Below are 24,692 nucleotides of genomic sequence, written 5' to 3'. Positions count from 1 at the left end.
AAAGGCTATTTTAAAAAAAACAAACTGAAAACTTAAAATAAAATGTACCTTTGCAAAAAAAATCGTTTTTATAGGAAACTAACTCCTCAAAAAACATAAAAGACAACACATTGTTATCTCTAATTTATGAAAAAAATAGTTGAATACCGAAAATTATTAAATGTAGACAAAACTGTCGAACTTAAAGATTTAAAAACCATTTATCGCAATGCGATGAAAGACGCACATCCTGATAAATTTCAAGGTGATGAAGCAGGATTAAAAGCCGCTGAAGAAAATAGCAAAAAAATTATTGAAGCGTATCACTTTTTAGTAAGTATCAATCCTGAAACAATAAAGCAAAATTTACCCGAATACACCGAAACTATAAGTACTTCAACAATTACAGATTATAAATTTGTAGATGGAAGATTAATTATTGATTTTTCAAACGGTAGTGTTTATGAATATATTAGTGTTCCTAAAGCTACTTACATCAAAATGGTAAATGCGGATTCTCCAGGTCGTTTTGCTAAAAGGCATATACTAAATAACTTCACTTGGAGAAAAACCTCCAATCAAGAATAATAATTTGATATCGTATAACAAAGCATCTTACTAAAGGTGCTTTTTTTATATAAAATAAATTTGGAGCATCAACAAAAACTATAACAAAAATTTAAGTCCAAAAAATAGTGATACTATATATTTTTAAATATTTTTGCGAACTTAAATCACTTAACAAAATTATAATGAAAAAAATACTTTTATTACTTTCTGCTACCGTAGTTTTCGTTGCTTGTAGCAAAGTTGGAAACGATGAATACATCATTTCTGGAACTGCAAAAGGAGTTGAGAACGGAAAAACAATTATCCTTGAAACACAAGATGAAACAGGAGTAGTTGCAAAAGATACTGTAAAAGTAGAGAATGGTAAATTTGAAATGAAAGGTAAAATTTCAGAACCTGCTTTCTACACTATCAAATTAGAAGGTATCCCTGCTCCAATTCCATTCATCTTGGAAAATGGTGAAGAAGTAACTATCGAAATCAATAAAGATAGCATCCAAAAATCAAAAGTTTTTGGAACGTATAACAATGATGAATATGTTAAATTCAATGGGGAAATTACTAAAGTTCAAAAGAAATTAGTTGATTTCCAAACTAAAAATACACCAGCAATGCAAGCAGCTCAACAAGCTAAAGATACTGCTGCTATCAAAAAATTAATGCAAGAATTTGGTAAAATCCAACAAGAAGTAGGTATTGCTACAAAATCAAAATACTTAACTTATGCTGAATCTCATCCAAAATCGTTCATCTCTGTACTAATTCTTCAAGGAGTATTAAATGACCCAAGTACTGATATTAAAAAGGCAGAGGCGATGTTCAACAGCTTAGAAGAATCATTACAAAACACCAAACCAGGTAAAGCTGTAAAAGAAGCTTTAGGGAAGTTAAAAGCAGGTCCTGCTGCACCTTCAGTCGGAGGAGCTAAATGAAGAGCTGATTTTTCAGCACCTAATCCAGACGGCAAAGTAGTTTCTTTAAATGAAAGTTTAGGTAAAATCACTATTGTTGATTTTTGGGCTTCATGGTGTGGTCCTTGTCGTAAGGAAAATCCAAATATGGTAGCCATTTACAAAGAGTTTCACTCCAAAGGGCTTAACATCGTTGGCGTTTCTTTAGACAAAGAAGCTAAAGCTTGGAAAGAGGCCATTGCTAAAGATCATTTGGATTGGACTCAGGTTTCTCACCTCAAACATTGGGAAGAGCCTATTGCAAGACAATATAACGTTGAATCTATTCCAGCGACATTCATTTTAGATGCTTCTGGAAAAGTCATTGCAAAAGATTTAAGAGGAGCCGATTTACGCAATAAAATCGCGACACTTTTAGCTAAATAAAGACTTCAATAATTGAAAATAAAAAAATCTCCCAATGGGAGATTTTTTTATTTTATTCAATTCCAACACATTAAAAATAATAGCAAAATTAAGTGCTATTTTAATTTGCAAACATCAAAACAGTTTATATATTTGCAACCGCTTAGACAAACAAAACGGCCTAGTCTAGGAAATGGGGAGATACTCAAGCGGCCAACGAGGGCAGACTGTAAATCTGCTGTGAAAACTTCGCAGGTTCGAATCCTGCTCTCCCCACAAAAAAAGCCTTGTAATTCATTACAAGGCTTTTTTATTCTGTTTTGTTAATTTAAATTGTTTTTTTTAGGACACAATCGAGCCTCTTGCAATGGCGGGAAATCCTCCATTGTAATTACACTAAATCACAATCCCAATCTAAATCGTTATTGTACCACAATTGTCCTTGAGTCACTGCTAAAGGGCAATCAAAATTATTGGTGTACAAAGCGCCTGTTCCTAAGCCTTGTGGCATTAAACTTTGTTGTAAATAAGTCCATTGTGCAATCGCATTTAAGCCAACATTACTTTCCAAAGCCGAAGTAATCCACCATCCTATTTGGTGCTTTTCAGCCAGTGTAATCCACTCTTGTGTACCTCGAAATCCGCCTACAAAACTAGGCTTCAAAATGATGTACTGGGGTTTGATTTTTTGCAGTAGCGCTTCTTTTTCAGCTAGACTAAAAACGCCTATCAGCTCTTCATCTAAAGCAATAGGAAATGGAGCGATTTTACATAGTTCTGACATCCTGTCAGTATTATTTTTTTGAATAGGCTGCTCTATGCTATGTAATTTAAATTCAGATAGTTGAATTAATTTATATAAAGCTTCGTTTTCATTAAAAGCGCCGTTAGCATCTACCCGAATTTCGACTTGTTCCGGACTAAAATTGGCCCGAATATACCGCAATAATTGCAGTTCTTTTTCAAAATCAATAGCGCCAATTTTCAGTTTCACACATTGAAATCCCGCAGCTAGTTTTTCTTCTATTTGCTCCTTCATAAACTCCTGCTCTCCCATCCAAATCAAGCCGTTAATTGGAATTGATTGTTGACCTTCCGTAAAGCCGGAAGGAAAGAGTAAAAAAGGAGTTTCGCTATCCAACGATTGAAATGCCATTTCTACTCCAAATTGTATCGAAGGAAATCCGATTAATGCTTCCCAAAGCACTTCTTTACCCAAATGAATATTCGCACAAGTCCAAGCTAATTTTTCTTCATAATCTGGACGATCATCACAACTGAGTCCGCGAAGGATGCCGCACTCACCTATTCCTTTTTTACCGTCTTTCTCCAAAACGATAAACCAGGTTTCTTTATCCATCAACACACCTCTAGAAGTTCCTGAGGGACGTTTAAAATGCAGTAAATACTTATGATAGGTTGCTTTCAAAGGAGATTATTCTAAAATTTTCAAGATAGCATTGAAGTCGTCATATTGAATTCCTGCTTTTTGGAAAGCATCAAAATCCAATTTTGTTTTTTGTATCCAACTCAAACTATCCGTTACATTTTGATTAAGATACGTTTTATGAATTGCTTTAGCCGCTTTATAATTGCCATTCAACAAATAGGCATGTGCTAAATTCAACTGAATCAACAACTCTGTAGCGTCTAATTTTTCGCCTTCTTGCAATATTTTCAAGGCCTTACCGTATTGTTTCGTAATTAAATAGTAATAGCCAAGGATGTTGTAATCCAACACTGCTGCTTTACCATTATTGATTACTGTATTCATTTTCGCAATTGCAGCACCATAATTGCCTTTTTTAGCCAATACCACTGCTTGTGTTCGTAAATCTGAATTGAATGCGCTAGAAGCACCTGTCTCGTTAAAACAAAGCGCACCAAAATCTTTAAAAGCTTTATTACGTTCTTCGGTTAATAATTTTTGAAACTCCTTAAAGGTATATTTCGCTTGAATTTTATCGGAAACACAAACACAAAAATCACCTGAATTGGTCATTTTTTGAGCCAAATTAGACGTTTTGCATTGATCGATGATTGCTTTGCGATTTTCTTTGGTCCACCCTCGACTCAATTTATAGTCCACCCAAGGCACCACCTCCAATACAATTTTTTGATTCATTATCCAGTTTTTACTCTCAAACCCAAACCACAATATTGCAGAATTGGTATTTGATTTTAAACAAGGAGATTTATCCATAGACAGACGTCTTGCATCTTTACTTACAGGCTCATCCTCTACCAAACAAGCTTCGCTAGTAGCTCCAGTAGTCACATAATTATTAGCCACATCCTGTTTGGAAAATATAGCATATTTACATTTGTCGTCTCTTGATATTTTGGAAACCAAAAACACCGCTCCTGCTGAACCCTGACTAATTCCTGTTGGATCTGGAATCGCTTTCAGCACCGAAACCAAACTATTGGCCATTTGTTGGTTTTTATCCAAAAGTGTAATACGATAAATCAATTCAGTAGTCCCGGTAGGTAAATCATCAATCTTAATCAAAATGCGATCTCGTGCCGATACCACTACTTCTTTGGTGGTTGAGCGTTCTTTGTCCCAATACCCCTCTTTCTGCGCAAAAAGCACCGGAATTGTCACAAAAAAGAAAAAGAATAAACTTAATGTTTTTAACATGTCTGATTTAGCTCTTTATTATACTTTACAAATTATTGATTCTGATATTGATTTTGATATTGATATTGCACTATGAATTGTTTACAATTAAGTCGGAAAAGAAAAAAATCATACACAAAGCTAACAATATCGAAAGCCCAAATGTGCTCAATGCTACTTTTTTTAATTCAGGATCTAATAATTTGTTATTTTGATTTTTATGAACAGTTATTAGATGTTTTACTAAAGGTAAATAAGCAATTAAAAACAAGTATTGATCAAAATGAAAATGACTCAATAGTGCAAATATCAAAACTAAAACCATAGCTCCTACAATCAAAAAGTAATGGTATTTTTTAGCGTTTTCTATTCCCATTTTTACCACCAACGTATTCTTTCCTGATTTTCGATCCGAAGCTTCGTCACGCATATTATTCAAATTCAGCACCGCCACACTCAAAAAACCAATAGCCGTTGCTGGCAAAATTAAAACAGCGTCCAATTGTTTGGAATACAAAAAGTTAACACCTAGCGTACTCACCAATCCAAAAAATACAAATACAAATAGATCGCCATAACCACGGTACCCATAAGCTGAATTGCCCACCGTATAACGAATGGCAGAAGCGATAGCCAAAATTCCCAATACCAAATAAAACAAAGAATACCCTAAATTATGTGCGCCAAAGGCTAGGTAAATTAAATAAATCGCCGATAATAAAATTAATCCTGAAGTCAGAATAATAGCGCGTTTCATAGCCCGAGGAGTAATTACCCCAGATTGAATGGTTCGCTTAGGTCCTACTCGATCTTCGTTATCGGTTCCCTTCATTCCGTCACCATAATCATTGGCAAAATTGGAAAGAATTTGCAATCCCAAAGTGGTTAGAATCGCAAAAGCAAAAAGTTTCCAGTTGAAAACTTCGGTTGGAGTAAGCACATCCTCCGTTGGATTTGCCAACGCATACATGCTTCCCACTATAATTCCAGAAACTGATAAGGGCAAGGTTCTCAATCGAGCGGCTTCTATCCAGTGTTTCATTTTTTAGGTTATGAGTTTAATTAATAGATTTATAAAGTTTAAATATTTAACTCTTTACTTAAAACCCAATTATGGCAACCATTTTTTCTCGAAATTCGGTTTTCTTTTTTCCAAAAAGGCATTTCTACCTTCAGTTGCTTCTTCAGTCATGTACGCCAAGCGGGTAGCTTCGCCTGCAAAAACTTGTTGCCCTACCATACCATCATCCGTGAGATTCATGGCAAATTTCAACATTTTGATAGATGTTGGTGATTTGGCTAAAATTTCTTGCGCCCATTCATAAGCGGTATCTTCTAACTCAGTGTGCGGAATGACAGCATTTACCATTCCCATTTCATATGCCTCTTGAGCCGAATAATTACGACCTAAGAAAAAGATTTCTCGAGCTTTTTTCTGTCCTACCATTTTGGCTAAATATGCCGAACCATAACCACCATCAAAACTGGTTACATCAGCATCAGTCTGTTTAAAAATAGCATGTTCTTTACTCGCTAAAGTCAAATCGCACACCACATGCAAACTATGACCACCGCCTACAGCCCAACCTGGAACTACACAAATGACAGCTTTTGGCATAAAACGAATCAATCGTTGCACATCTAAAATATTCAATCTATGGTAACCGTCTTCACCCACATAGCCTTGGTGACCGCGTGCTTTTTGATCTCCACCACTGCAAAAAGACCAAATTCCGTCTTTAGACGAAGGTCCTTCCGCCGATAATAAGACCACTCCTATCGAAGTATCTTCTTGCGCATCATGAAAAGCTTGTAATAATTCAGATGTTGTTTTAGGACGAAATGCATTACGCACATCAGGGCGATTGAAAGCGATTCGTGCTACTCCGTTGCATTTTTTATAGGTAATATCTTCAAATTCTCGGACTGTTTTCCAATCTATCTTGCTCATAATTCTTTGATTTGAGTGTAAAAATAAGTCATTTTTTAGATTCTCTCCTAAAAAGAAAACCTAAAGTTAGCGGTTCAACACAAAAAAAGGCAACTCAATAAAATGAATTGCCTTTTGTTACTGATATAAATTTAGAATTACTCTTTAACCAAGTAAATTCCGTCGTCTTTAATTTCGATTAATTTCTCTTTATACAAAGCGCCAATGGCTTTCTTAAAAGTCTTTTTACTCATTTTAAGCACTGTTTTAATATCTTCTGGATGCGAATTATCATTCAGACGTAAAAAACCACGACTCGCACTCAATTCATTCAGAATTTTCTCTGCATTAGGTTCGATACTTTGATATCCTTGCACTTGCAGCGCCACATCAATCTTATTATCAGGACGAATGTTTTTGATGTACCCTTTCATTCTGTCTCCTGTACGAATCGAATCATCATACACCTCGTCTTTATACACCAAGCCTTTGTGTTGTTCATTGATAATTACATTGATACCAATCTCGGTGATATGCGAAACAATCAAATCGACTTCCTCGCCTTTTTCAACTGTCAAATGATCGTTACTCAAAAACTGATTGATTTTACTCGAAGCCACCAAACGATTCGTTTTTTCGTCCATATACAAGTACACCAAATAGCGTTTTCCTTTTTCCATTGGGCGTGCTTGTTCTTTGAACGGAACCAGAATGTCTTTTTCCATTCCCCAATCCATAAAAGCCCCTATTTGATTGGTATAATTCACACGCAAAAGCGCAAATTCATTCAACAAAATATACGGTGCTAAAGTGGTGGCTACTGGGCGTTCTTCGTGATCCAAATACACAAAAACAATTAACTCTTCTCCTATTTCAAATTCGTTTGGAACGTATTTATTAGGCAAGAGCACATCGTGAATACCTTCAGGATCTTTTTCGGGATTCCCTAAAAATAAACCTACTTTAGTATCTCGTAATATGGTAAGCGTATTGTATTTTCCTATTGCTAACATTTCTTCAATTCTAAAGTGCAAAGGTACAGCACAATGTTTGTAATTCCTAAACAATAATGGGGACGTCTAGTAAATAAAAAATTAAGAAAGTGTATTCAAAATAGTGTTGACTTGAATCTTAAAGCTGGGTATCGTTTCAAAAATGGTTTCCCAGACAAAACTATTATCTACCGAAAAGTACTCATGTACAATAAAATTACGCATGGACTTTGCTCCTCGCCAATCTACCTCAGGAAAATTTTGTTTAATTTCTTCGTCAATTTGTGAGATAGCTTCTCCAATCACTATAAAATTTTTCAAGACAGCATCTTGTTTCAACCAATCTGACAAAAATTCTTCTTTCGTTGTAGTGGCAGCAATTAATTCTAATTTTTCAATTGCCTCAATAATATGGAAAAAGTAAATTTTATATTTCTCAGTTTTCATAAATATAGCGCACTTCATTTAGAACTTTATCTTTGATGAATTTATTCAATCCACCTTCTGATACTAAATCTACTTTTTTGTGTAATTTTTCTTCTAATTCAAAATGAATTTTAGACAACGTAAACAAACCTATGGGTTCATATAATGAAAATAAAATATCTATATCGCTATTGTTATTTTCTTCATCTCGAGCAACAGACCCAAACAAACCGATACTTTTTGGATGGTATGGTTTCAATGTCTCAATAATGATATGTAATTGACTTTTTGATAACATATTACAAATGTAAATAAAAATTAAGTTGTTTCTGTAAATAATTCTTCAAAACAAAATCAACGCTTTAATTTTTCTAAATTCCTTTTCGTGTACTCTTTATAAAAATAACTATTTTTGCGGTCTAATTTTTACAGCTATGCCAAATAAAAAATACAAAATCGCGGTTATTCAATTGAATCTGAATGATGTTGCCGAAAACAACTTAAAGAAATGTTTGAGTTGGGTTCGTGATGCAGCTAGTCAGGGTGCCGAAGTAATTTCGCTACCCGAATTGTACAGCAGTCATTATTTTTGTCAAAGTGAAGATGTCGATAATTTTGCTTTAGCAGAACCATTGTACAGCACTTCTTTTATTGCTTTTAGTGCATTAGCCAAAGAATTAGGCGTGGTAATCATTGTTCCTTTTTTCGAAAAAAGAATGGCGGGAATTTACCATAACAGTGCTTACATTATTGACACAGATGGCTCTGAAGCTGGTTTGTACCGAAAAATGCACATTCCAGACGACCCACACTTTTACGAGAAATTCTATTTCACTCCAGGTGATTTAGGTTTTAAAGCATTCCCTACTAATAAAGGAAAAATTGGCACCTTAATTTGTTGGGACCAATGGTATCCTGAAGGAGCGCGTTTAACCGCTTTACAAGGTGCTGAAGTTTTATTTTACCCAACAGCTATCGGTTGGCATCCTTTAGAAAAAGAAGAATACGGAGTCAATCAACACGGCGCTTGGATGAACGTGATGAAAGGTCACGCTGTTGCGAATGGAGTTTATGTAGCCGCTGCTAACCGTATTGGATTGGAAAAATATTTACCTAATACTTCTGGGATCGAGTTTTGGGGGTCGTCTTTCATAGCTGGACCACAAGGCGAAATTTTGGCGCAAGCCTCACACGACAAAGAAGAAATCTTAATTGCCGAAGTCGATTTGGATTTACAAGAAAATGTTCGCCAAAACTGGCCATTCTTTAGAGACCGCCGTATTGACGCGTTTGGAGATATCACAAAAATAGCAATAGACTAATAATGAGTACTCCAAAAAGACGATTCCCTGCCGAATGGGAAAAACAAGAAGGAATTTTACTTTGTTTTCCGCATAATGGAAACGATTGGCCTGGCAAATACGAAGCCGTTCAATGGGCTTTTGTCGAATTCATCAAAAAAGTAACTGCTGTAGAAAAAGTATTTTTAGTAGTGGCTGATGAAAAATTGAAAACAAAAGTAGCTGAAATGCTCAAAAGAGCGCATGTTCAGCTTACCAATGTTTCGTACATCATTCATAAAACGAATCGTTCTTGGATGCGCGATTCAGGACCAATCATCGTGAAAAATGGCTCCAAAAGAGAAGCCTTGAATTTCAACTTTAATGGTTGGGCAAAATATGCTAATTTCCAATTAGACAAACACGTTCCAAGTAAAGTGGCTGATTTCTTGAAGTTGCCTCTAACTCAGGTAACTTACAACGGAAAACCTGTTATAGTTGAAGGTGGCGCTATTGATGTGAATGGAAAAGGAACGTTATTAACTTCGGAAGAATGTTTGATGCATCCTTCGATTCAAGTGCGCAATGCTACTTTTACTAAAGCCGATTACGAGGCTGTTTTTAAAGAATATTTAGGAATCACCAACGTAATTTGGGTAGGTGACGGAATCGAGGGCGACGATACCCACGGACATATTGATGATTTATGTCGTTTTGTAAACGAAGATACCATTGTAACTATTGTTGAGGAAGATAAAACCGATGCAAATTACCAACCGCTTCAAGATAATTTAAAGCGTTTGCAAAATGCTAAATTGGAAAACGGACAAACTCCAAAAATTGTTTGCTTGCCGATGCCAAAGCGTTTGGATTTTGAAGATTTACGTTTGCCAGCTAGTTATGCTAATTTCTTGATTTTAAATCATTGTGTTTTAGTACCTACTTTTAACGATAGTAAAGACCGAATTGCATTAAATATCTTAGCAGATTGTTTTCCTGACAGAGAAATCATAGGAATTAGTGCTACTGACTTTATATGGGGTTTTGGAACATTACATTGTTTGAGCCAACAAATTCCAGCATAAAATCGAAACTTTATAACATAAAAAAACGACTGATTGCTCAGTCGTTTTTTTTTATGTATAACAGAATCAATTATTGTTTTGTAAACGGGATTTTTCTACCATCTCCTAAAATCATCTCAAATCCAGTTTGCGCTTCATTAAATTCCAATTGCAATCCTGCGCGTTTAGATTCAAATTTGTTTTTACCAATTGGTGTTAAATTGAATTTTGGATAACCCGTAATTTCTACGTTTAAAGCTCCATTCTTTTCAGTTAAGGTAAATTTAATTGGTGCTTGTGGATTGGTATAAACTCCAAGGTAACCATCTAAAATTACATCTTCTTCAACTTTTCCTTTTTCAGCTGTCCAAACATTATTAGATGAATTTACATCTGGAAACACATGGTCTGGATCTAAAGTAATACTTTCAATTGGCTCGGTAGAATTGTGTTTGAATGACCAATCTACATTTCTTTGCCAAATTTCAACTGGTAATTTCACACGTGTTACTTTTCCGCTTTTTGTTTTAACATCTAAAACAATTGGCATTGCCATTTTTTCAAAATTCTCAATATTGATAATAATTCCTTTAGCTGGATCATTTTTAATGTATTTAATTGAATTGATTCCTTGGTCTAATCGCCAATTATATTGAAACCATCCTCTCCAAAACCAACATAAGTCTTCTCCAGCAACATTTTCAATCGTTCTGAAAAAATCATCCGGAGTTGGGTGTTTGAATGCCCAGCGCTCTACATAAGTTCTAAAAGCCAAATCAAAACGCTCTGGTCCTAATACTTGCTCTCTCAAAATTACCAAACCAGCACTTGGCTTAGAATAACATAATGTCCCAATATTAGCCTCTTTCATATTATCAGGAGAACTCATAATTGTTTCTAATGCAGTATTCGTATATCGCTCAGCATCTTGATGTAAATCAGCTTTCTCTTCTTTGTATTCTCCATTATTAAAATCAACAGAACTTAATGAATTGATAAACGTATTAAACCCTTCGTCCATCCATCCAAATAATCGTTCATTTGATCCTACAATCATTGGAAACCAGTTGTGACCGAATTCATGATCTGTTACTCCCCAAAGGCTTTCACCTTTAGACTCCCAACCACAGAAAACAATTCCAGGATATTCCATTCCACCTTCATTACCTGCTACGTTAGTAGCTACAGGATACGAATATTCAAACCATCTTTTGGAATAATTTTCAATAGATGTTTTAGTATATTCAGTAGAACGTCCCCAAGCTGCTTTTCCATCACTTTCTACTGGATATGCTGATAAAGCCAATGCTTTTTTACCACTTGGCAAATTGATTTTGGCACCATCCAAAATAAAAGCCGCCGAAGAAGCCCAAGATAAATCACGCGCATTTTTAATTTTATAATGCCAAGTCTTGGTTGAAGTAACTGTTTTTGGCAATTGATTTACTTCATCTGCCGAACGAATGATAACAGTTGCGTCGCTTATTTTAGCTTGAGCAAAACGTTTTAGTTCTTCTGAAGAATACACTTCGGTTGGATTTAATAATTCTCCTGAACACACCACGATATGATTGGATGGCGCAGTAATGTTTACTTCTAAATCTCCATACTCTAAATAGAATTCGGATGCTCCTAAATACGGATTGGTGTTCCAACCACGTACATCATCATAAACACACATTCTTGGGAACCACTGTGCAATAGTAAAAATTTTACCGTTTTTTGTTGGCAAAACTCCCATACGGTCTGATCCTTCAAATGGAGCAATGAAAGAGAAATCAATTTTGATTTTTACCACTCCGCCTTTTGGATTCAATCCTTGCGGAAGAAATACTTGCATTCTGGTATCTGAAATTAAGTACTTAGCTTCTACTTCTGTTGATTTTCCTTTGGAAGTAGTAACTATTTTAACCGATTTAACTTTATGACCTCCGTCAAAGATTTGACCTTGTGCTCCATTACGGCTTCCTGAAATGGGCACTACTGCATTTCCACGAGAATCGGCTTGAAATAAATTTTGATCTAAATTCATCCAAACAAAATTCATTTTATCTGGACTATTATTAGTGTAAGTAATCACTCCAGAACCTGTAATTTCATTTTTTTGTTCGTCTAGCTTTGCCGTCAATTGATAATCCGCTCTGTTTTGCCAATATTCATGACCCGGCTGTCCATTAGCTGAACGCGTACTTGTTCCATTTTTCGAATAGAAAAAAGGTGCAAAAGCATCGTGATAATTGTAATTGGATTTAGGTTTAACTAAATCAGAAGCAGCTTGATCTTGAGACCAAAGCGCACAAACACTCGTTAATAATGCCATCACTACAATGACATTGCTTTGTATATTTTTCATATTTAAACTATTTTTATCACAAATAAATGAAAAAAAAGCAAATTGTAAACTAAGCCAAAGCAAATATGTTTGAAAAACAAAATAACTATTCGAGTTTTATAATTTATCCTTTTTATATTTACCATTATAAAATAAAAACTAGATGTCAATTATAACCCTATCGAATTCTATAATCATTGCTCAAATTAAAACTCTTGGGGCCGAATTATGTTCACTAAAAGACAACACAAAAAGAGACTATATTTGGGAAGGAAATCCTGCTTTTTGGGGTAAACATTCGCCCGTATTGTTTCCAATTGTGGGTACACTAAAAAACAATGTATTTTACCATAACGATACAGAATACACCCTTTCTAGACATGGATTTGCAAGGGATATGGAATTCCAATTAGTCGAAAAAACAGACAATAGCGCTACTTTTTCACTTCAATCCAATTCGGAAACCTTAAAAAATTATCCTTTCAAATTTGAATTGCAAATTCAGTACATCTTAATTGGTACTACATTAGAATTAACTTATAGAGTAATAAATAAAGACAACACCGATATCCCATTTTCTATTGGTGCGCATCCAGCCTTTGCATTACCTAGTAATTTTGAAGAGTACTCTCTTGTTTTTGAAGAAGTAGAACCATTAGAATACACCTTACTAGAAAATGATTTGGTTTCAAAACAGACCGAAAAAATAAAAACCAATTCCAATACCGTTCCTCTTACTTATGAATTATTTGAAAGAGACGCTTTGATATTCAAGACATTAAAATCCAATTCACTCACTATTGTTGAGAAGGAAAATCCAATCTTAAAAGTACGTTTTGAGGACTTTCCTAATCTAGGTATTTGGACAAAAGTAGGCGCGCCATTTATTTGTATAGAGCCTTGGTTTGGTTACTCTGATACGACAGAAAATACAGGCAACCTTTTTGAAAAAGAAGGTATCATCGTTTTGAAAACAGACACTACTTTTCAAGCAAAATTTAGTATAGAAATCCTTTAAGAACCTTTCATGTTAGTATTTAATTTTTCTCCATTCCCGAATCTCGAAACCAATCGGTTGAATTTAAGACGTCTTACTTCTGAAGATGTTGATGAAATTCTTGTGTTGCGTTCTAATCCAGAAATTATGCAATTTATTCCACGGCCTTTAATCAAATCTAAAGAAGAGGCTCTTGAATTTATCACTACAATGAATGCTGCCGTTGATTCTAATACAGTAATTAATTGGGCAATTACTACCAAAGAAAATGACGAATTAATCGGTATGATTGGCTTTTACCGAATTAAACCCGAAAATTACAGAGCCGAAGTTGGTTATATTTTATCTGCAGCATATCATGGGCAAGGAATCATTACTGAAGCTCTGCAACGAGTTATTCAGTTTGGATTTGAGGAAATGGGATTAAATTCAATTGAAGCGGTAATTGATCCTGAAAATTTTGGTTCTGAAAAAGTACTCTTGAAAAATAATTTTGTTAAAGAAGGGCATTTTAAAGAACATACTTTTTTTGAGGGAAAATTTCTAGATAGTGTTTTTTACTCTCTGCTAAAGAAAAACTATTAGGTTACATTAAGTTTCGGAATAAGTATTTCTACAAAAACAATTGGTGTTTCTTAGATTTGTTTTTACCTTTGTACAACTATGCTAAAAACAGTCAACATACTTAACAAACGTGCTCGTTTTGATTATGAAATAATCGAAACCTATACCGCTGGAATAGTTTTGGCTGGTACCGAAATTAAATCCATTCGTTTAGGCAAAGCAAATATTACAGAGAGTTTTTGCGAATTTAGTAACAATGAACTTTTTGCCATCAATACTTATATTGAAGAATACGCATTTGGAAATCAATTCAATCATAAATCACGAAGTGAACGTAAACTACTTTTAAACAAAAGAGAACTAAAAAGTTTAGCTCGTAGTGTACAAGCCAAAGGATTAACTATTGTTCCTCTAAAATTATTTACCAATGAAAAAGGGATGGCAAAATTAGAAATAGGACTTTGCCGTGGGAAGAAAACCTATGACAAACGAGAATCTTTAAAAGAACAAGATACCAAAAGAGATTTGGATAGAATTAAGAAAGCTTTTTGATAAAAAGTTTTTTTTACCAAAAAAATATGACTAATTTTGTCTTGACAAATAAAATCATAAAAACAAAATGAAAACACTAATCAAAAACGCAAGAGAAAAAAAAGGACTCAAAACAAGAGAACTAGCTCAGTTATTGGGCATTGATCAAGCCTTGATTAGCAAGTTTGAAGCTGGTACCAGAAAACCTACCAAAGAACAAGTGGCTAAAATAGCTTCTATTTTAGAGTTGGATTACGAAACTTTAATGGTGGCTTGGCTTAAAGAAAAAATACTATATGAAATTGGTCAAGATGATTTGGCTCTAAAAGCCTTACTAGTTGCCGAAGAGGAAATACGATATGTTGCAAAAAACACTGCCGAAAAAGTATCCAAAACATTAACCTCAATATTAACTCAAATTGACGAACTAAAAGCTAAATTAGACCAGTACAGACAATTTGATAGTTATAGAATTTCTCAGGCTTTAGAACTAGAGTATACCTTTGAAAGCAACAGAATTGAAGGAAATACTATGACTCTCCGTGAAACAGATTTAGTTATTAATGAGGGTTTAACCATTTCTGGAAAAAGTATGCGCGAGCATTTAGAAGCTATAAACCATCAAGAAGCGATTGCTTTTATTAAAGATTTAATGAATAAAAATACTTCTCTGATAGAAAGAGAAGTATTGTCCATTCACAATCTCATTTTAAGAGGAATTCATCCTGAAGATGCGGGACGTTATCGAAAAGTTCAGGTAATGATTAAAGGCAGTACCCATATGCCACCACAACCTTTTTTGGTAGCTAAAGAAATGGAAGATTATTTTATTTGGTATGAAACCAATAAAAATAAATTACATCCTGTTGTTTTGGCTGCTGAAATGCACGAGCGTTTGGTTACCATTCACCCATTTATTGATGGAAATGGTAGAACGTCTCGTTTAGTAATGAATTTAATTTTGTTGCAACATGGTTATGTAATTGCCAATATCAAAGGGGATTATGATAATAGAATGCGCTATTACCAAGCCTTAGAAACGGCTCAAACCGAAAACAACAAGGAAGATTTCCTTTTATTCGTTGCTCAAATTGAAAAAGAGAGTTTAGAACGTTACCTAGACATTATTGGTCAATAAAAAACCCGCTAACGCGGGTTTTCTTTTAATTTTTATCTTCTAATAAAGGAACAAATCGAAATTCGCCAAATTCGTGCTTTTCAAATTGAGTTTCATTTTTACGGATTAGCAAAGTCATAATTTGCACGTCCTCACCCAACGGAATAACTAATCTTCCTCCTATTTTTAATTGTGCCATCAACGGCTTGGGGATTATTGGAGCTCCTGCTGTTACTAGTATACTATCATAGGGAGCATGTAACTCCAATCCTTTATACCCATCTCCCGAGGCAAAGTATTTTGGACGAATTCCTAGTTTGCGAAATAAAACAGATGTTTTTTTGAACAGCTCGATTTGGCGCTCTACCGTATACACTTTAGCTCCCATAGCACATAATACCGCTGTTTGATAGCCTGATCCTGTACCGATCTCTAAAATTTTGTGTTCTTTTTTTACTTCTAACAATTGGGACTGAAATGCTACAGTATAAGGCTGAGAAATCGTTTGTCCAGCTCCTATAGGAAAGGCTTTATCTTGATAAGCATAGTCTTCAAAACTAGAATTTAAAAACAAATGTCTTGGTATTTTTTTAATCGCCTCAAGCACATTTTTATCCGTAATACCTTTTTGTTCCAAAAGGCTTACTAACTGATTACGAAGTCCTTGATGTTTGGCTGTATCTTTCAAAGTTTGGGTTTTAATTTTGGTAAAAATAACAAAGAATTTCTAATTCCAAAGAACGAATTTTAAATTAAAAACCAACAAATAATTGTCTTTTTAACGTAATTAATTAATCAATTTATTGCTATTTTTGTACAAACTACATACTTATGCTAAAAATTGGAGTGCTAGGCGCTGGTCACCTAGGTAAAATACATTTACGTCTACTACAACAATCAGAAAAATACGAATTAGTTGGTTTTTACGACGAAAATCAAGAAAACGGAGCTAAAATTGCCGCCGAATTTGGATACAAACAATTTGACACTATTGCTAAATTAATCCATGCTGTGGATGTAATTGACATTGTAACTCCTACCCTTTCTCATTATAAATGCGCCAAAGTTTCCATCAAATCAGGAAAACACGTTTTTATTGAGAAGCCAATTGCAACCACTGTTGAAGAAGCCGAAGAAATTATAGCATTAGCTAAAGAATACAAAGTCAAAGGTCAGGTAGGACATGTAGAGCGTTTCAATCCCGCCTTTATTGCTACCAAAAATACGATTGAAAACCCGATGTTTATTGAAACACATCGTTTGGCTGAATTTAACCCAAGAGGCACTGACGTTCCCGTAGTTTTAGATTTAATGATTCACGATATTGATGCTATTTTGAGCGTGGTGAATTCGAAGGTTAAAAATATCAATGCTAGTGGGGTTTCTGTTATTAGCGAAACTCCAGATATTGCCAATGCCCGAATTGAATTTGAAAATGGTTGTGTAGCCAATTTGACCTCTAGCCGAATTTCGATGAAAAACATGCGTAAAACACGTTTCTTTCAAAAGGATGCTTACATCTCGGTAGATTTTCTTGAAAAAAAATGTGAAGTAGTCAAAATGAAGGACGCTCCAGAAGTTCCAGGTGACTTTGATATGATTTTACAAAATGCCGAAGGAGTGAAAAAACAAATCTATTTTTCTAATCCTGAAGTACACCAAAATAACGCCATTTTAGACGAATTAGAATCTTTTGCTGACGCTATCAACAACGACACTACTCCTATAGTTACTTTGGAACAAGCCACCAATGCTTTGCGTGTAGCCTATCAGATTATTGAATCAATGAAAAAATAATAACATACCAAATGAAAACAATCGCTGTTATTGGAGCTGGAACAATGGGTAATGGAATTGCTCATACTTTTGCTCAAAATGGTTTTACCGTAAAATTGATTGATGTTTCTGAAAAGGCATTGGACAAAGGCATGAACACTATCGCCAATAATTTGGATAGAATGTTAGCCAAAGGAACCATTACACAAGAAGATGTTGCTAAAACTATAACGAATATTATTACCTACACCGATATAAAAGACGGTGTCGTTGGAGTTGATTTAGTCATAGAAGCTGCTACTGAAAATGTCGATTTAAAACTTTCTATTTTCAAGCAATTGAACGAAGTTTGTTCTCATAACACGATTTTAGCCACCAATACATCTTCTATTTCTATTACTCAGATTGGAGCTGTGGTAGCGCATCCTGATCGCGTTATTGGGATGCATTTTATGAATCCGGTGCCCATTATGCAATTAGTGGAAGTCATTAGAGGATATAACACTAGCGATGAAGTGACACAAATCATCATGCAGCTTTCTGAAAAATTAGGAAAAACACCTGTTGAAGTAAATGACTATCCAGGATTTGTAGCCAATCGAATTTTGATGCCCATGATTAATGAAGCTATCGAAACTTTGTACAATCAAGTGGCTGGAGTGTATGAAATAGATACTGTAATGAAATTAGGGATGGCGCACCCAATGGGACCATTACAATTAGCTGATTTTATTGGACTTGATGTTTGTCTATCTATATTAAATGTAATGTATGACGGTTATAAAAATCCAAAATATGCCCCTTGTCCTTTATTAGTTAATATGGTTCGCGCTGGAAAATTAGGTGTAAAATCGGGAGAAGGTTTTTATGATTATTCAGCGATTAAAAAAGCAGAAAAAGTAGCTGCTCAATTCATTTAAAAATTAAAGACTAACCATGTCAATTCAAGATAATTTGCATTCTATTAAAGCTAAACTCCCTGAAAACATTACTCTTGTAGCCGTTTCCAAAACCAAACCTGTATCGGATTTAATGGAAGCGTATGAAGCTGGACAACGCATTTTTGGTGAAAACAAAATCCAAGAAATGACTGAGAAATGGGAAGTAATGCCCAAAGACATTCAATGGCATATGATTGGGCATGTTCAAACTAACAAAGTCAAGTACATGGCGCCTTTTGTAAGTTTAATTCACGGTGTTGATAGTTTGAAATTGTTGCAAGAAATTAACAAACAAGCACAAAAAAACAACCGAATTATAGATTGTTTACTGCAAGTGTATATTGCCGAGGAAGAGTCCAAATTTGGTTTGGACGAAAAAGAATTGAATGAAATTTTTGAATTTGTCCAAGATGCCAAAAATGAGATGAACCACATCCGAATCGTCGGTTTAATGGGTATGGCAACCTTTACCAATAATCAAATTCAAGTGAAAAAAGAATTCAGTCGTTTGAAAACCATTTTTGATAAATATAGTCAACTTGAAACTTCAAACTTGAAACTTCAAACCCTTTCAATGGGAATGTCTGGCGACTATGCACTTGCTATTGAATGTGGAAGTACCATGGTACGAATTGGAAGTAGTATCTTTGGCAATCGCAATTAGCAATTGCAATATCAAAAGTCAAATTAAAAAATGGAAGACAATTCTATATTTAGCGAAAAAATATTCAATTTTGAAGATAGATTGGTTCGTTTTGCCGGGGAATGTGTTTTCTTTACACGAAATTTAGATAAATCTTTTGAAAATGAATATTATAAAAATCAATTAATTCGATCCTCTGGAAGTTCTTCATTAAATTTTGGAGAAGCTCAAGGAACAATAACTGATAAAGATTTTATATTTAAACTTACATTAGTAGTTAAAGAATTGAAAGAATCGGGAAATTCTTTAAAAATATTGAATTACATCAAAGAAGGAAATGAAGTTAGTAGAGATTCACTATTGATTGAAGTTGAAGAATTAATTGCTATTGCTTCTAAAATGATTATAAATAAAAAATAACTTTCAATATCAATTACAATTTCAAAACTCAATATTTAAACCTTTTATGATTGAATTTTGAATTTGAATTTTGAATTTGAATTTTGATATTGATATTGAAAATGTACGCAATTCTCGACATAGAAACCACAGGAGGTCAGTTCAACGAAGAAGGAATTACCGAAATTGCCATTTATAAATTTGATGGTCGCGAAGTGGTGGATCAATTCATCAGTTTAGTCAATCCAGAAATCCCTATTCAACCGTTTGTAGTCAAGTTAACTGGAATTAATAATGCAATGTTGCGCTCCGCACCCAAGTTTTTTGAAGTAGCCAAACGCATTATCGAAATCACTTCAGATTGTATTATTGTGGCTCACAATGCCTCGTTTGATTACCGTATTTTAAGAACTGAATTCAAGCGTTTAGGCTATGATTTTCAAGCCAAGACTCTCTGTACAGTGGAGTTATCCAAAAAATTAATTCCTGAACAACCTTCGTATAGTTTAGGTAAGTTAGTCCGTGCCTTAGGTATCCCGATGGCAGACCGACACCGAGCTAGCGGTGATGCCATGGCAACAACCAAATTGTTTAAAATGCTTTTGGAAAAAGATGTCGAAAAGCAAATTTTGAATGACTTTATCAAACACGAAATTCAAAAAGGCATCGCACCAAAACTGTTGGATATTATAGAAAAATTACCTTCTAAAACAGGTGTTTATTATATTCATAACGAAAAAGGAAATTTGATTTACATTGGCAAAAGCCGTAACATCAAAAAGCGCATCAACCAGCATTTTACAGGTACTTCTACCAAATCTAAAAAGATTCAAAGAGAAGTATTTACCGTTACTTATGAAGAAACGGGTAGCGAACTGATTGCTCTTTTGAAAGAAAGCGAAGCCATTAAAATCAATAAACCTATTTTTAACAGAGCACAACGAAAAAGTATTTTTGAGTGGGCTTTATATACAGAAAAAGACAACAACGGTTACCTGAACTTACGTTTACAAAAAGCCGATGGCCGTAAAAAAGAAATCACCTCTTTTACTACGCTACAAGAAGGAAAAAACGCACTGTTCCGCATTACAGAAAAGTACCAATTGTGCCAAAAACTAACCGGTTTATACCAGACCAATTCAGAATGTTTTCAATACAAAATCAAAGAATGTGATGGCGCTTGTATTGGCAAAATAACTTCCAAAGAATACAATATTCGTGTAGCTAATTTCATTGCCGACAACAGTTTTGAAAACCAAAATATGATTTTAATTGACCGTGGGCGCACTCTCAACGAGCGCGCTGCCATTCTGATTGAAAACGGTATTTATAGGGGGTATACTTTTTATGAGTTGAATTACCAAATCACCAATATTGATGTGCTAAAAACCATTTTGATTCCGATGCAACACAACCGCGATGCCAAAACAATTATTCAAGGACAAATTAGGAAAAGTAAAACACTAAAAGTAATTTCGTTTTAATTTTTAGGAGCTATTTCCCGCTATTCGTTGCAATCTTTGCCTTTTTTAAAGAAAAAAATCAAAGGATTTGCACTACTATCGGGGCTAAAACACGTTTAGAGACAGATGAAATACCTCATTACAATCATTGGACCTACTGCCATAGGAAAAACTTCCTTGAGTATTGCTTTGGCACAGCAGTTTCAATGTGAGATTATTTCGTGCGACAGTCGACAATTTTTCAAAGAAATGCGAATTGGCACTGCCGTTCCTAGTCCAAATGAATTAGCTGGCGCACCGCATCATTTCATTCAAAACAAATCCATTTTCGAAAATTATACTGTAGGCGATTTTGAAAAAGAAGCCATTGCAAAACTTAACGAATTACATCTAACAAATGATTTTGTCATTTTAGTAGGTGGTTCCGGTTTGTATGTTGATGCTATTTTAAAAGGATTTGATTCCTTTCCAGATATTGACACCTCTGTTCGTAAAGAAGTGAATACTGCTTATGAAAAATTAGGCATTACGTACTTACAAGAACAATTAAAACAACTAGACCCTGTCTATTTTGAAAAAATAAACCTTGAGAATCCGCAAACGCTACAAAACCCTCAACGCATGATGCGATTTGTAGAAGTGTGTATTGGAACAGGTCTACCTTACTCCTCTTTCCTCAATCAAACTAAAAATAATCGTGATTTTACACCTATTATTATTGGTTTAGAAGCGGAACGCAGCGTGATGTACGACCGCATCAATCAACGAGTAGATATCATGCTCAACGAAGGTCTTTTGGCGGAAGCCAAAGAATTATACCCACACAAGGAATTAAACGCATTACAAACCGTAGGCTATCGCGAGTTATTCCGCTATTTTGATGGGCATGATAGTTTGGAATTTGCCATTGAAGAAATCAAAAAAAATACCCGCCGTTTCTCCAAACGCCAATTAACTTGGTTTAAAAGAACCGAAAATGCCAAATGGTTTGATTATTTAACCGACAGAAAGGAAATTATAGACCATATAAAATCATTCATAACTCATAATTCCTAATTTTATATGCCTATCTCCCCTAACTTCACCTCTATTTTTAGCAAAGACTGGGAAATTAATTTTACCCAATGTGCACCCAACGGCTACTTGAAATACACCGAATTGTGTAATTTATTGCAAATGACGGCTGCGGCACATTCTGAAGTGGGAGGCATTAGTTTTACAGATATGCAGGAGTTTCACCAAGCCTGGGTTTTGAGTAGAATGCGTGTAGAAATCAGCGAATTGCCCAAATGGCGCGATGTGGTGACGATCAAAACTTGGATAAATTCGTTAGAAAATTCCCGATCGGTTCGTGCTTTAGAAATGTATATCAATGGAAAAAAAAATGTGGGTTCTGAAACCTTTTGGGCGGTTTTCAATACCCAACTTCGTCGACCAGAAGCCTTAGCTTTGCCCTACGAACATTTTGAATTGTTCCCCGATGACAAAGCCACACGAGAAACTTTTTCAAAAATAAATCTCAATCACGACAAAGAAATGGTATTTGAAAAAACAGTTCGCTTATCCGATTTGGATATTGTCAATCATGCCAATAATGTCAAATATTTAGAATGGTGTTTGGATTTAGCCGATGAAAACAAAATTGTAAACCAAGAAATTGAAAGTTTTGAAATGAATTTCATGAAGGAACTTTCACTAAAAGACCAAATAGTCGTTCACGAAAATAACGAACAAGATACCTCTATTTTTAGCATTACCAAAGAAGATAAAACCTGCTTTGCGCTACAATTGAATTGGAAATAAAAAAATAATTTAAAGTATTTCATCCTGAAATATTTTTTTTAATACCTTTGTTAACCATTTGGTTAAACCATTTAGTTAAATTAAAATGACTACTGAAGAAAAAATATTTGATGCCGCCCGAATCGTATTCCAAAAAAAGGGATTTGCAGGTGCTAGAATGCAAGAGATTGCAGATGAAGCTGGAATTAACAAAGCGATGTTACATTATTGTTTTAAAAACAAACAATCTCTTTTTGAAGCAGTTTTAATGAAGGCTTTTAGTCAATTAGCACCACAAGTCAATTTGATTTTTAGTTCTAACGAAAGTATTTTTGACAAAATCAGACAATTTACACACAGTTACATCACGTTTGTGATTGAACACCCATTTTTACCACAATTTGTCATTCAAGAAATGAATAACAATCCGGAATTTGTAATGCAATTTTTGAATCACGAAAAACGACCAAATCCAAATTTAATGATTGCTCAAATAGAAGCCGAGATGGCAGCTGGAATTATTAAACCTTTGCCTCCAAAACAATTACTGTTGGATATTTTTTCGCTTACGATATTTCCTTTTGCAGCTCAAACCATGGTAAAAGGTATGTTTCAAATTTCGAATGATGAATTCGAGCAAATGATGGAAGAACGTAAAACAACTATTGCAGAACACATTATTAATTCAATAAAAAGATGAGAAAAAAACTTCCCATTTTAGTGCTTTTAGTAGTCCAATTTTCTTACGCGCAGCAATCTCTTACGCTAGAGAATTGTTATGAATTGGCGAACAAAAATTACCCATTAGCAAAACAATCGGAATTGTTCGCACAGAAATCAGCTTATGAAACGGCTTCGCTGAATACTGCTAAACTACCTAAAATTGATTTGAATGTTCAAACTACTTATCAATCAGATGTTACGGGTTTACCTATTCCGTTGCCGAATGTAAGTCCTTTAAACAAGGATCAATACAGAGCCACTTTAGATGTTAACCAATTGATTTACAATGGCGGACTTATTGATTCGAATGTCAAATTAAAAGAAATTCAAACCCAAACGCAGCAACAACAACTTGCTGTCAATTTGTACTCTGTTAAGACTAGGGTTAACCAATTGTATTTCTCCATTCTTTTGACACAAGAACGAAAATTAATTTTGACTTCTAAACAAGAGCAACTACTGTCTAAAATTAAAGAAGTGAAATCGGGAATTAAATTTGGTGTACTACTTCCTGCTTCTGAACAGGTATTGGAGGCTGAAAATCTAAAAATCAAACAACAATTGCGAGAAAATGAATTGGATAGAATTAGACTGTTGAATAATTTATCAGCGCTTATTTTTACTCCATTGAACGACAATACTGTTTTAGAAAAACCAGTAATTTCAATTGCTAAGGATGCCACAGTTTTACGCCCAGAGATGCAACTATTTGATTTACAAAACCAACAAATTCTTAGTTCTAAAGAAATTATTGCAAAAAACAAACTCCCAAAAGTCAATGCTTTTGGAACTGCCGGCTATGGAAATCCAGGATTAAACATGTTGAATAATTCCTTTCAAACTTTTTATATGGTGGGACTGAAAGCCAATTGGAATGTTTGGGATTGGGACAAAACCAAAAAAGACAAAGCCGCGCTTTCAGTTTCGGAATCCATCATTGCCACTGAAAAAGAAACTTTCTTACTCAACACTCATTTGCAACTGCAAGAAATTCAAACCGAAATTGACAAATTAAATGAAGCGATTCAAACCGACCAAGAAATTACTAATTTACGAGAATCTATTGCCCAATCTTCGGATGCACAATTAAAAAATGGAGTAATTACTTCTTCTGATTATTTAGTGGAATTTAGTAATTTATACGAATCCAAAATTAATCAAAAAACACATCAAATCCAATTAGCTTTGGCGAAAGCCAATTATCAAATTATCAAAGGAAATTAACAATCTCAAATAAACGAATT

26 protein-coding genes, 1 tRNA gene and 1 pseudogene are annotated in these 24,692 nt (G+C 34.5%); 19 read left to right on the top strand and 9 right to left on the bottom strand.

The window, feature by feature from the left end:
• Positions 1-126: 126 nt before the first annotated feature.
• The 4 genes and pseudogenes from MG292_RS07935 to MG292_RS07920 all read left to right on the top strand — a co-directional run bounded on the left by MG292_RS07935 (position 127) and on the right by MG292_RS07920 (position 2,141).
• On the top strand, positions 127-567 hold the full coding sequence (locus MG292_RS07935; protein WP_264533259.1) for a KTSC domain-containing protein: 441 nt from the start codon (positions 127-129) through the stop codon (positions 565-567).
• A 164-nt stretch (positions 568-731) separates the two neighbouring features.
• Positions 732-1,481 (top strand): DUF4369 domain-containing protein, encoded by a 750-nt coding sequence (locus tag MG292_RS07930; RefSeq protein ID WP_264533260.1) that lies wholly within the window; start codon positions 732-734, stop codon positions 1,479-1,481.
• An 18-nt stretch (positions 1,482-1,499) separates the two neighbouring features.
• Positions 1,500-1,886, top strand: a pseudogene (locus MG292_RS07925) (peroxiredoxin family protein); the annotation flags it as partial.
• A gap of 174 nt (positions 1,887-2,060) precedes the next feature.
• Positions 2,061-2,141, top strand: a tRNA-Tyr gene (locus tag MG292_RS07920).
• 115 nt (positions 2,142-2,256) lie between these two features.
• On the opposite strand, the gene MG292_RS07915 is transcribed toward MG292_RS07920, so the two are convergent.
• The 7 genes from MG292_RS07915 to MG292_RS07885 all read right to left on the bottom strand — a co-directional run bounded on the left by MG292_RS07915 (position 2,257) and on the right by MG292_RS07885 (position 8,134).
• Positions 2,257-3,294 carry an o-succinylbenzoate synthase gene (locus MG292_RS07915; RefSeq protein WP_264533261.1) on the bottom strand — a complete coding sequence of 346 codons (1,038 nt, stop codon included), beginning with the start codon at positions 3,292-3,294 and terminating at the stop codon, positions 2,257-2,259.
• A gap of 6 nt (positions 3,295-3,300) precedes the next feature.
• Complete coding sequence (locus MG292_RS07910; RefSeq protein WP_264533262.1) at positions 3,301-4,509, bottom strand: tetratricopeptide repeat protein; 1,209 nt, start codon at positions 4,507-4,509, stop codon at positions 3,301-3,303.
• Positions 4,510-4,579: 70 nt separating this feature from the next.
• Positions 4,580-5,530 carry a 1,4-dihydroxy-2-naphthoate octaprenyltransferase gene (menA, locus tag MG292_RS07905; RefSeq protein WP_264533263.1) on the bottom strand — a complete coding sequence of 317 codons (951 nt, stop codon included), beginning with the start codon at positions 5,528-5,530 and terminating at the stop codon, positions 4,580-4,582.
• A 69-nt stretch (positions 5,531-5,599) separates the two neighbouring features.
• A complete protein-coding gene (locus tag MG292_RS07900) occupies positions 5,600-6,439 on the bottom strand; it encodes a 1,4-dihydroxy-2-naphthoyl-CoA synthase (protein ID WP_264533264.1) in 840 nt (279 codons plus the stop codon).
• Positions 6,440-6,576: 137 nt separating this feature from the next.
• Entirely contained in the window at positions 6,577-7,431 is an 855-nt protein-coding gene (locus MG292_RS07895) for a CvfB family protein (protein WP_264533265.1), read from the bottom strand.
• A gap of 81 nt (positions 7,432-7,512) precedes the next feature.
• Positions 7,513-7,857, bottom strand: a complete 345-nt coding sequence (locus tag MG292_RS07890; protein WP_264533266.1) for a HepT-like ribonuclease domain-containing protein — start codon at positions 7,855-7,857, stop codon at positions 7,513-7,515.
• Positions 7,847-8,134 carry a nucleotidyltransferase family protein gene (locus MG292_RS07885; protein WP_264533267.1) on the bottom strand — a complete coding sequence of 96 codons (288 nt, stop codon included), beginning with the start codon at positions 8,132-8,134 and terminating at the stop codon, positions 7,847-7,849. The genes MG292_RS07890 and MG292_RS07885 overlap by 11 nt, the downstream gene beginning before the upstream one ends.
• Positions 8,135-8,270: 136 nt before the next feature.
• Here MG292_RS07885 and MG292_RS07880 point away from each other — a divergent pair, with 136 nt between their 5' ends.
• Together MG292_RS07880 and MG292_RS07875 are read left to right on the top strand one after the other, a co-directional pair.
• Positions 8,271-9,158, top strand: coding sequence for a carbon-nitrogen hydrolase (locus MG292_RS07880; RefSeq protein WP_264533268.1), 888 nt, complete (start codon positions 8,271-8,273; stop codon positions 9,156-9,158).
• A gap of 2 nt (positions 9,159-9,160) precedes the next feature.
• Positions 9,161-10,201, top strand: a complete 1,041-nt coding sequence (locus tag MG292_RS07875) for an agmatine deiminase family protein (protein ID WP_264533269.1) — start codon at positions 9,161-9,163, stop codon at positions 10,199-10,201.
• 70 nt (positions 10,202-10,271) lie between these two features.
• On the opposite strand, the gene MG292_RS07870 is transcribed toward MG292_RS07875, so the two are convergent.
• Positions 10,272-12,533: a M1 family metallopeptidase gene (locus tag MG292_RS07870; protein WP_264533270.1), complete on the bottom strand. Its 2,262-nt coding sequence runs from the start codon at positions 12,531-12,533 to the stop codon at positions 10,272-10,274.
• A gap of 142 nt (positions 12,534-12,675) precedes the next feature.
• Here MG292_RS07870 and MG292_RS07865 point away from each other — a divergent pair, with 142 nt between their 5' ends.
• The 4 genes from MG292_RS07865 to MG292_RS07850 all read left to right on the top strand — a co-directional run bounded on the left by MG292_RS07865 (position 12,676) and on the right by MG292_RS07850 (position 15,742).
• Complete coding sequence (locus tag MG292_RS07865) at positions 12,676-13,530, top strand: aldose 1-epimerase family protein (RefSeq protein ID WP_264533271.1); 855 nt, start codon at positions 12,676-12,678, stop codon at positions 13,528-13,530.
• A 9-nt stretch (positions 13,531-13,539) separates the two neighbouring features.
• The gene (locus MG292_RS07860; protein ID WP_264533272.1) at positions 13,540-14,094 is read left to right on the top strand and encodes a GNAT family N-acetyltransferase; all 555 of its coding nucleotides are present in this window, start codon (positions 13,540-13,542) and stop codon (positions 14,092-14,094) included.
• Positions 14,095-14,172: 78 nt separating this feature from the next.
• Positions 14,173-14,625: an SsrA-binding protein SmpB gene (smpB, locus tag MG292_RS07855; RefSeq protein WP_264533273.1), complete on the top strand. Its 453-nt coding sequence runs from the start codon at positions 14,173-14,175 to the stop codon at positions 14,623-14,625.
• A gap of 67 nt (positions 14,626-14,692) precedes the next feature.
• Positions 14,693-15,742, top strand: coding sequence for a Fic family protein (locus MG292_RS07850; protein WP_264533274.1), 1,050 nt, complete (start codon positions 14,693-14,695; stop codon positions 15,740-15,742).
• 25 nt (positions 15,743-15,767) lie between these two features.
• On the opposite strand, the gene MG292_RS07845 is transcribed toward MG292_RS07850, so the two are convergent.
• Entirely contained in the window at positions 15,768-16,409 is a 642-nt protein-coding gene (locus MG292_RS07845; RefSeq protein WP_264533275.1) for a protein-L-isoaspartate(D-aspartate) O-methyltransferase, read from the bottom strand.
• 143 nt (positions 16,410-16,552) lie between these two features.
• Here MG292_RS07845 and MG292_RS07840 point away from each other — a divergent pair, with 143 nt between their 5' ends.
• The 9 genes from MG292_RS07840 to MG292_RS07800 all read left to right on the top strand — a co-directional run bounded on the left by MG292_RS07840 (position 16,553) and on the right by MG292_RS07800 (position 24,672).
• Complete coding sequence (locus MG292_RS07840; RefSeq protein ID WP_264533276.1) at positions 16,553-17,518, top strand: Gfo/Idh/MocA family protein; 966 nt, start codon at positions 16,553-16,555, stop codon at positions 17,516-17,518.
• Positions 17,519-17,529: 11 nt separating this feature from the next.
• Complete coding sequence (locus MG292_RS07835; protein ID WP_264533277.1) at positions 17,530-18,417, top strand: 3-hydroxyacyl-CoA dehydrogenase family protein; 888 nt, start codon at positions 17,530-17,532, stop codon at positions 18,415-18,417.
• Between the two features lie 16 nt (positions 18,418-18,433).
• Positions 18,434-19,102, top strand: a complete 669-nt coding sequence (locus MG292_RS07830) for a YggS family pyridoxal phosphate-dependent enzyme (protein ID WP_264533278.1) — start codon at positions 18,434-18,436, stop codon at positions 19,100-19,102.
• 30 nt (positions 19,103-19,132) lie between these two features.
• Positions 19,133-19,501: a four helix bundle protein gene (locus tag MG292_RS07825; protein WP_264533279.1), complete on the top strand. Its 369-nt coding sequence runs from the start codon at positions 19,133-19,135 to the stop codon at positions 19,499-19,501.
• A gap of 101 nt (positions 19,502-19,602) precedes the next feature.
• On the top strand, positions 19,603-20,964 hold the full coding sequence (locus tag MG292_RS07820; protein ID WP_264533280.1) for an exonuclease domain-containing protein: 1,362 nt from the start codon (positions 19,603-19,605) through the stop codon (positions 20,962-20,964).
• A gap of 105 nt (positions 20,965-21,069) precedes the next feature.
• Entirely contained in the window at positions 21,070-21,999 is a 930-nt protein-coding gene (gene miaA / locus MG292_RS07815; protein WP_264533281.1) for a tRNA (adenosine(37)-N6)-dimethylallyltransferase MiaA, read from the top strand.
• A gap of 6 nt (positions 22,000-22,005) precedes the next feature.
• Positions 22,006-22,746, top strand: coding sequence for an acyl-[acyl-carrier-protein] thioesterase (locus MG292_RS07810; protein WP_264533282.1), 741 nt, complete (start codon positions 22,006-22,008; stop codon positions 22,744-22,746).
• 85 nt (positions 22,747-22,831) lie between these two features.
• On the top strand, positions 22,832-23,425 hold the full coding sequence (locus tag MG292_RS07805) for a TetR/AcrR family transcriptional regulator (protein ID WP_264533283.1): 594 nt from the start codon (positions 22,832-22,834) through the stop codon (positions 23,423-23,425).
• Positions 23,422-24,672, top strand: coding sequence for a TolC family protein (locus MG292_RS07800; protein WP_264533284.1), 1,251 nt, complete (start codon positions 23,422-23,424; stop codon positions 24,670-24,672). The genes MG292_RS07805 and MG292_RS07800 overlap by 4 nt, the downstream gene beginning before the upstream one ends.
• The last annotated feature ends 20 nt before the right edge of the window (positions 24,673-24,692 follow it).

This window comes from Flavobacterium keumense, assembly GCF_029866485.1.
Taxonomy (GTDB): Bacteria; Bacteroidota; Bacteroidia; order Flavobacteriales; family Flavobacteriaceae; genus Flavobacterium; species Flavobacterium keumense.
This window is presented reverse-complemented; position numbering and strand designations above follow the sequence as displayed.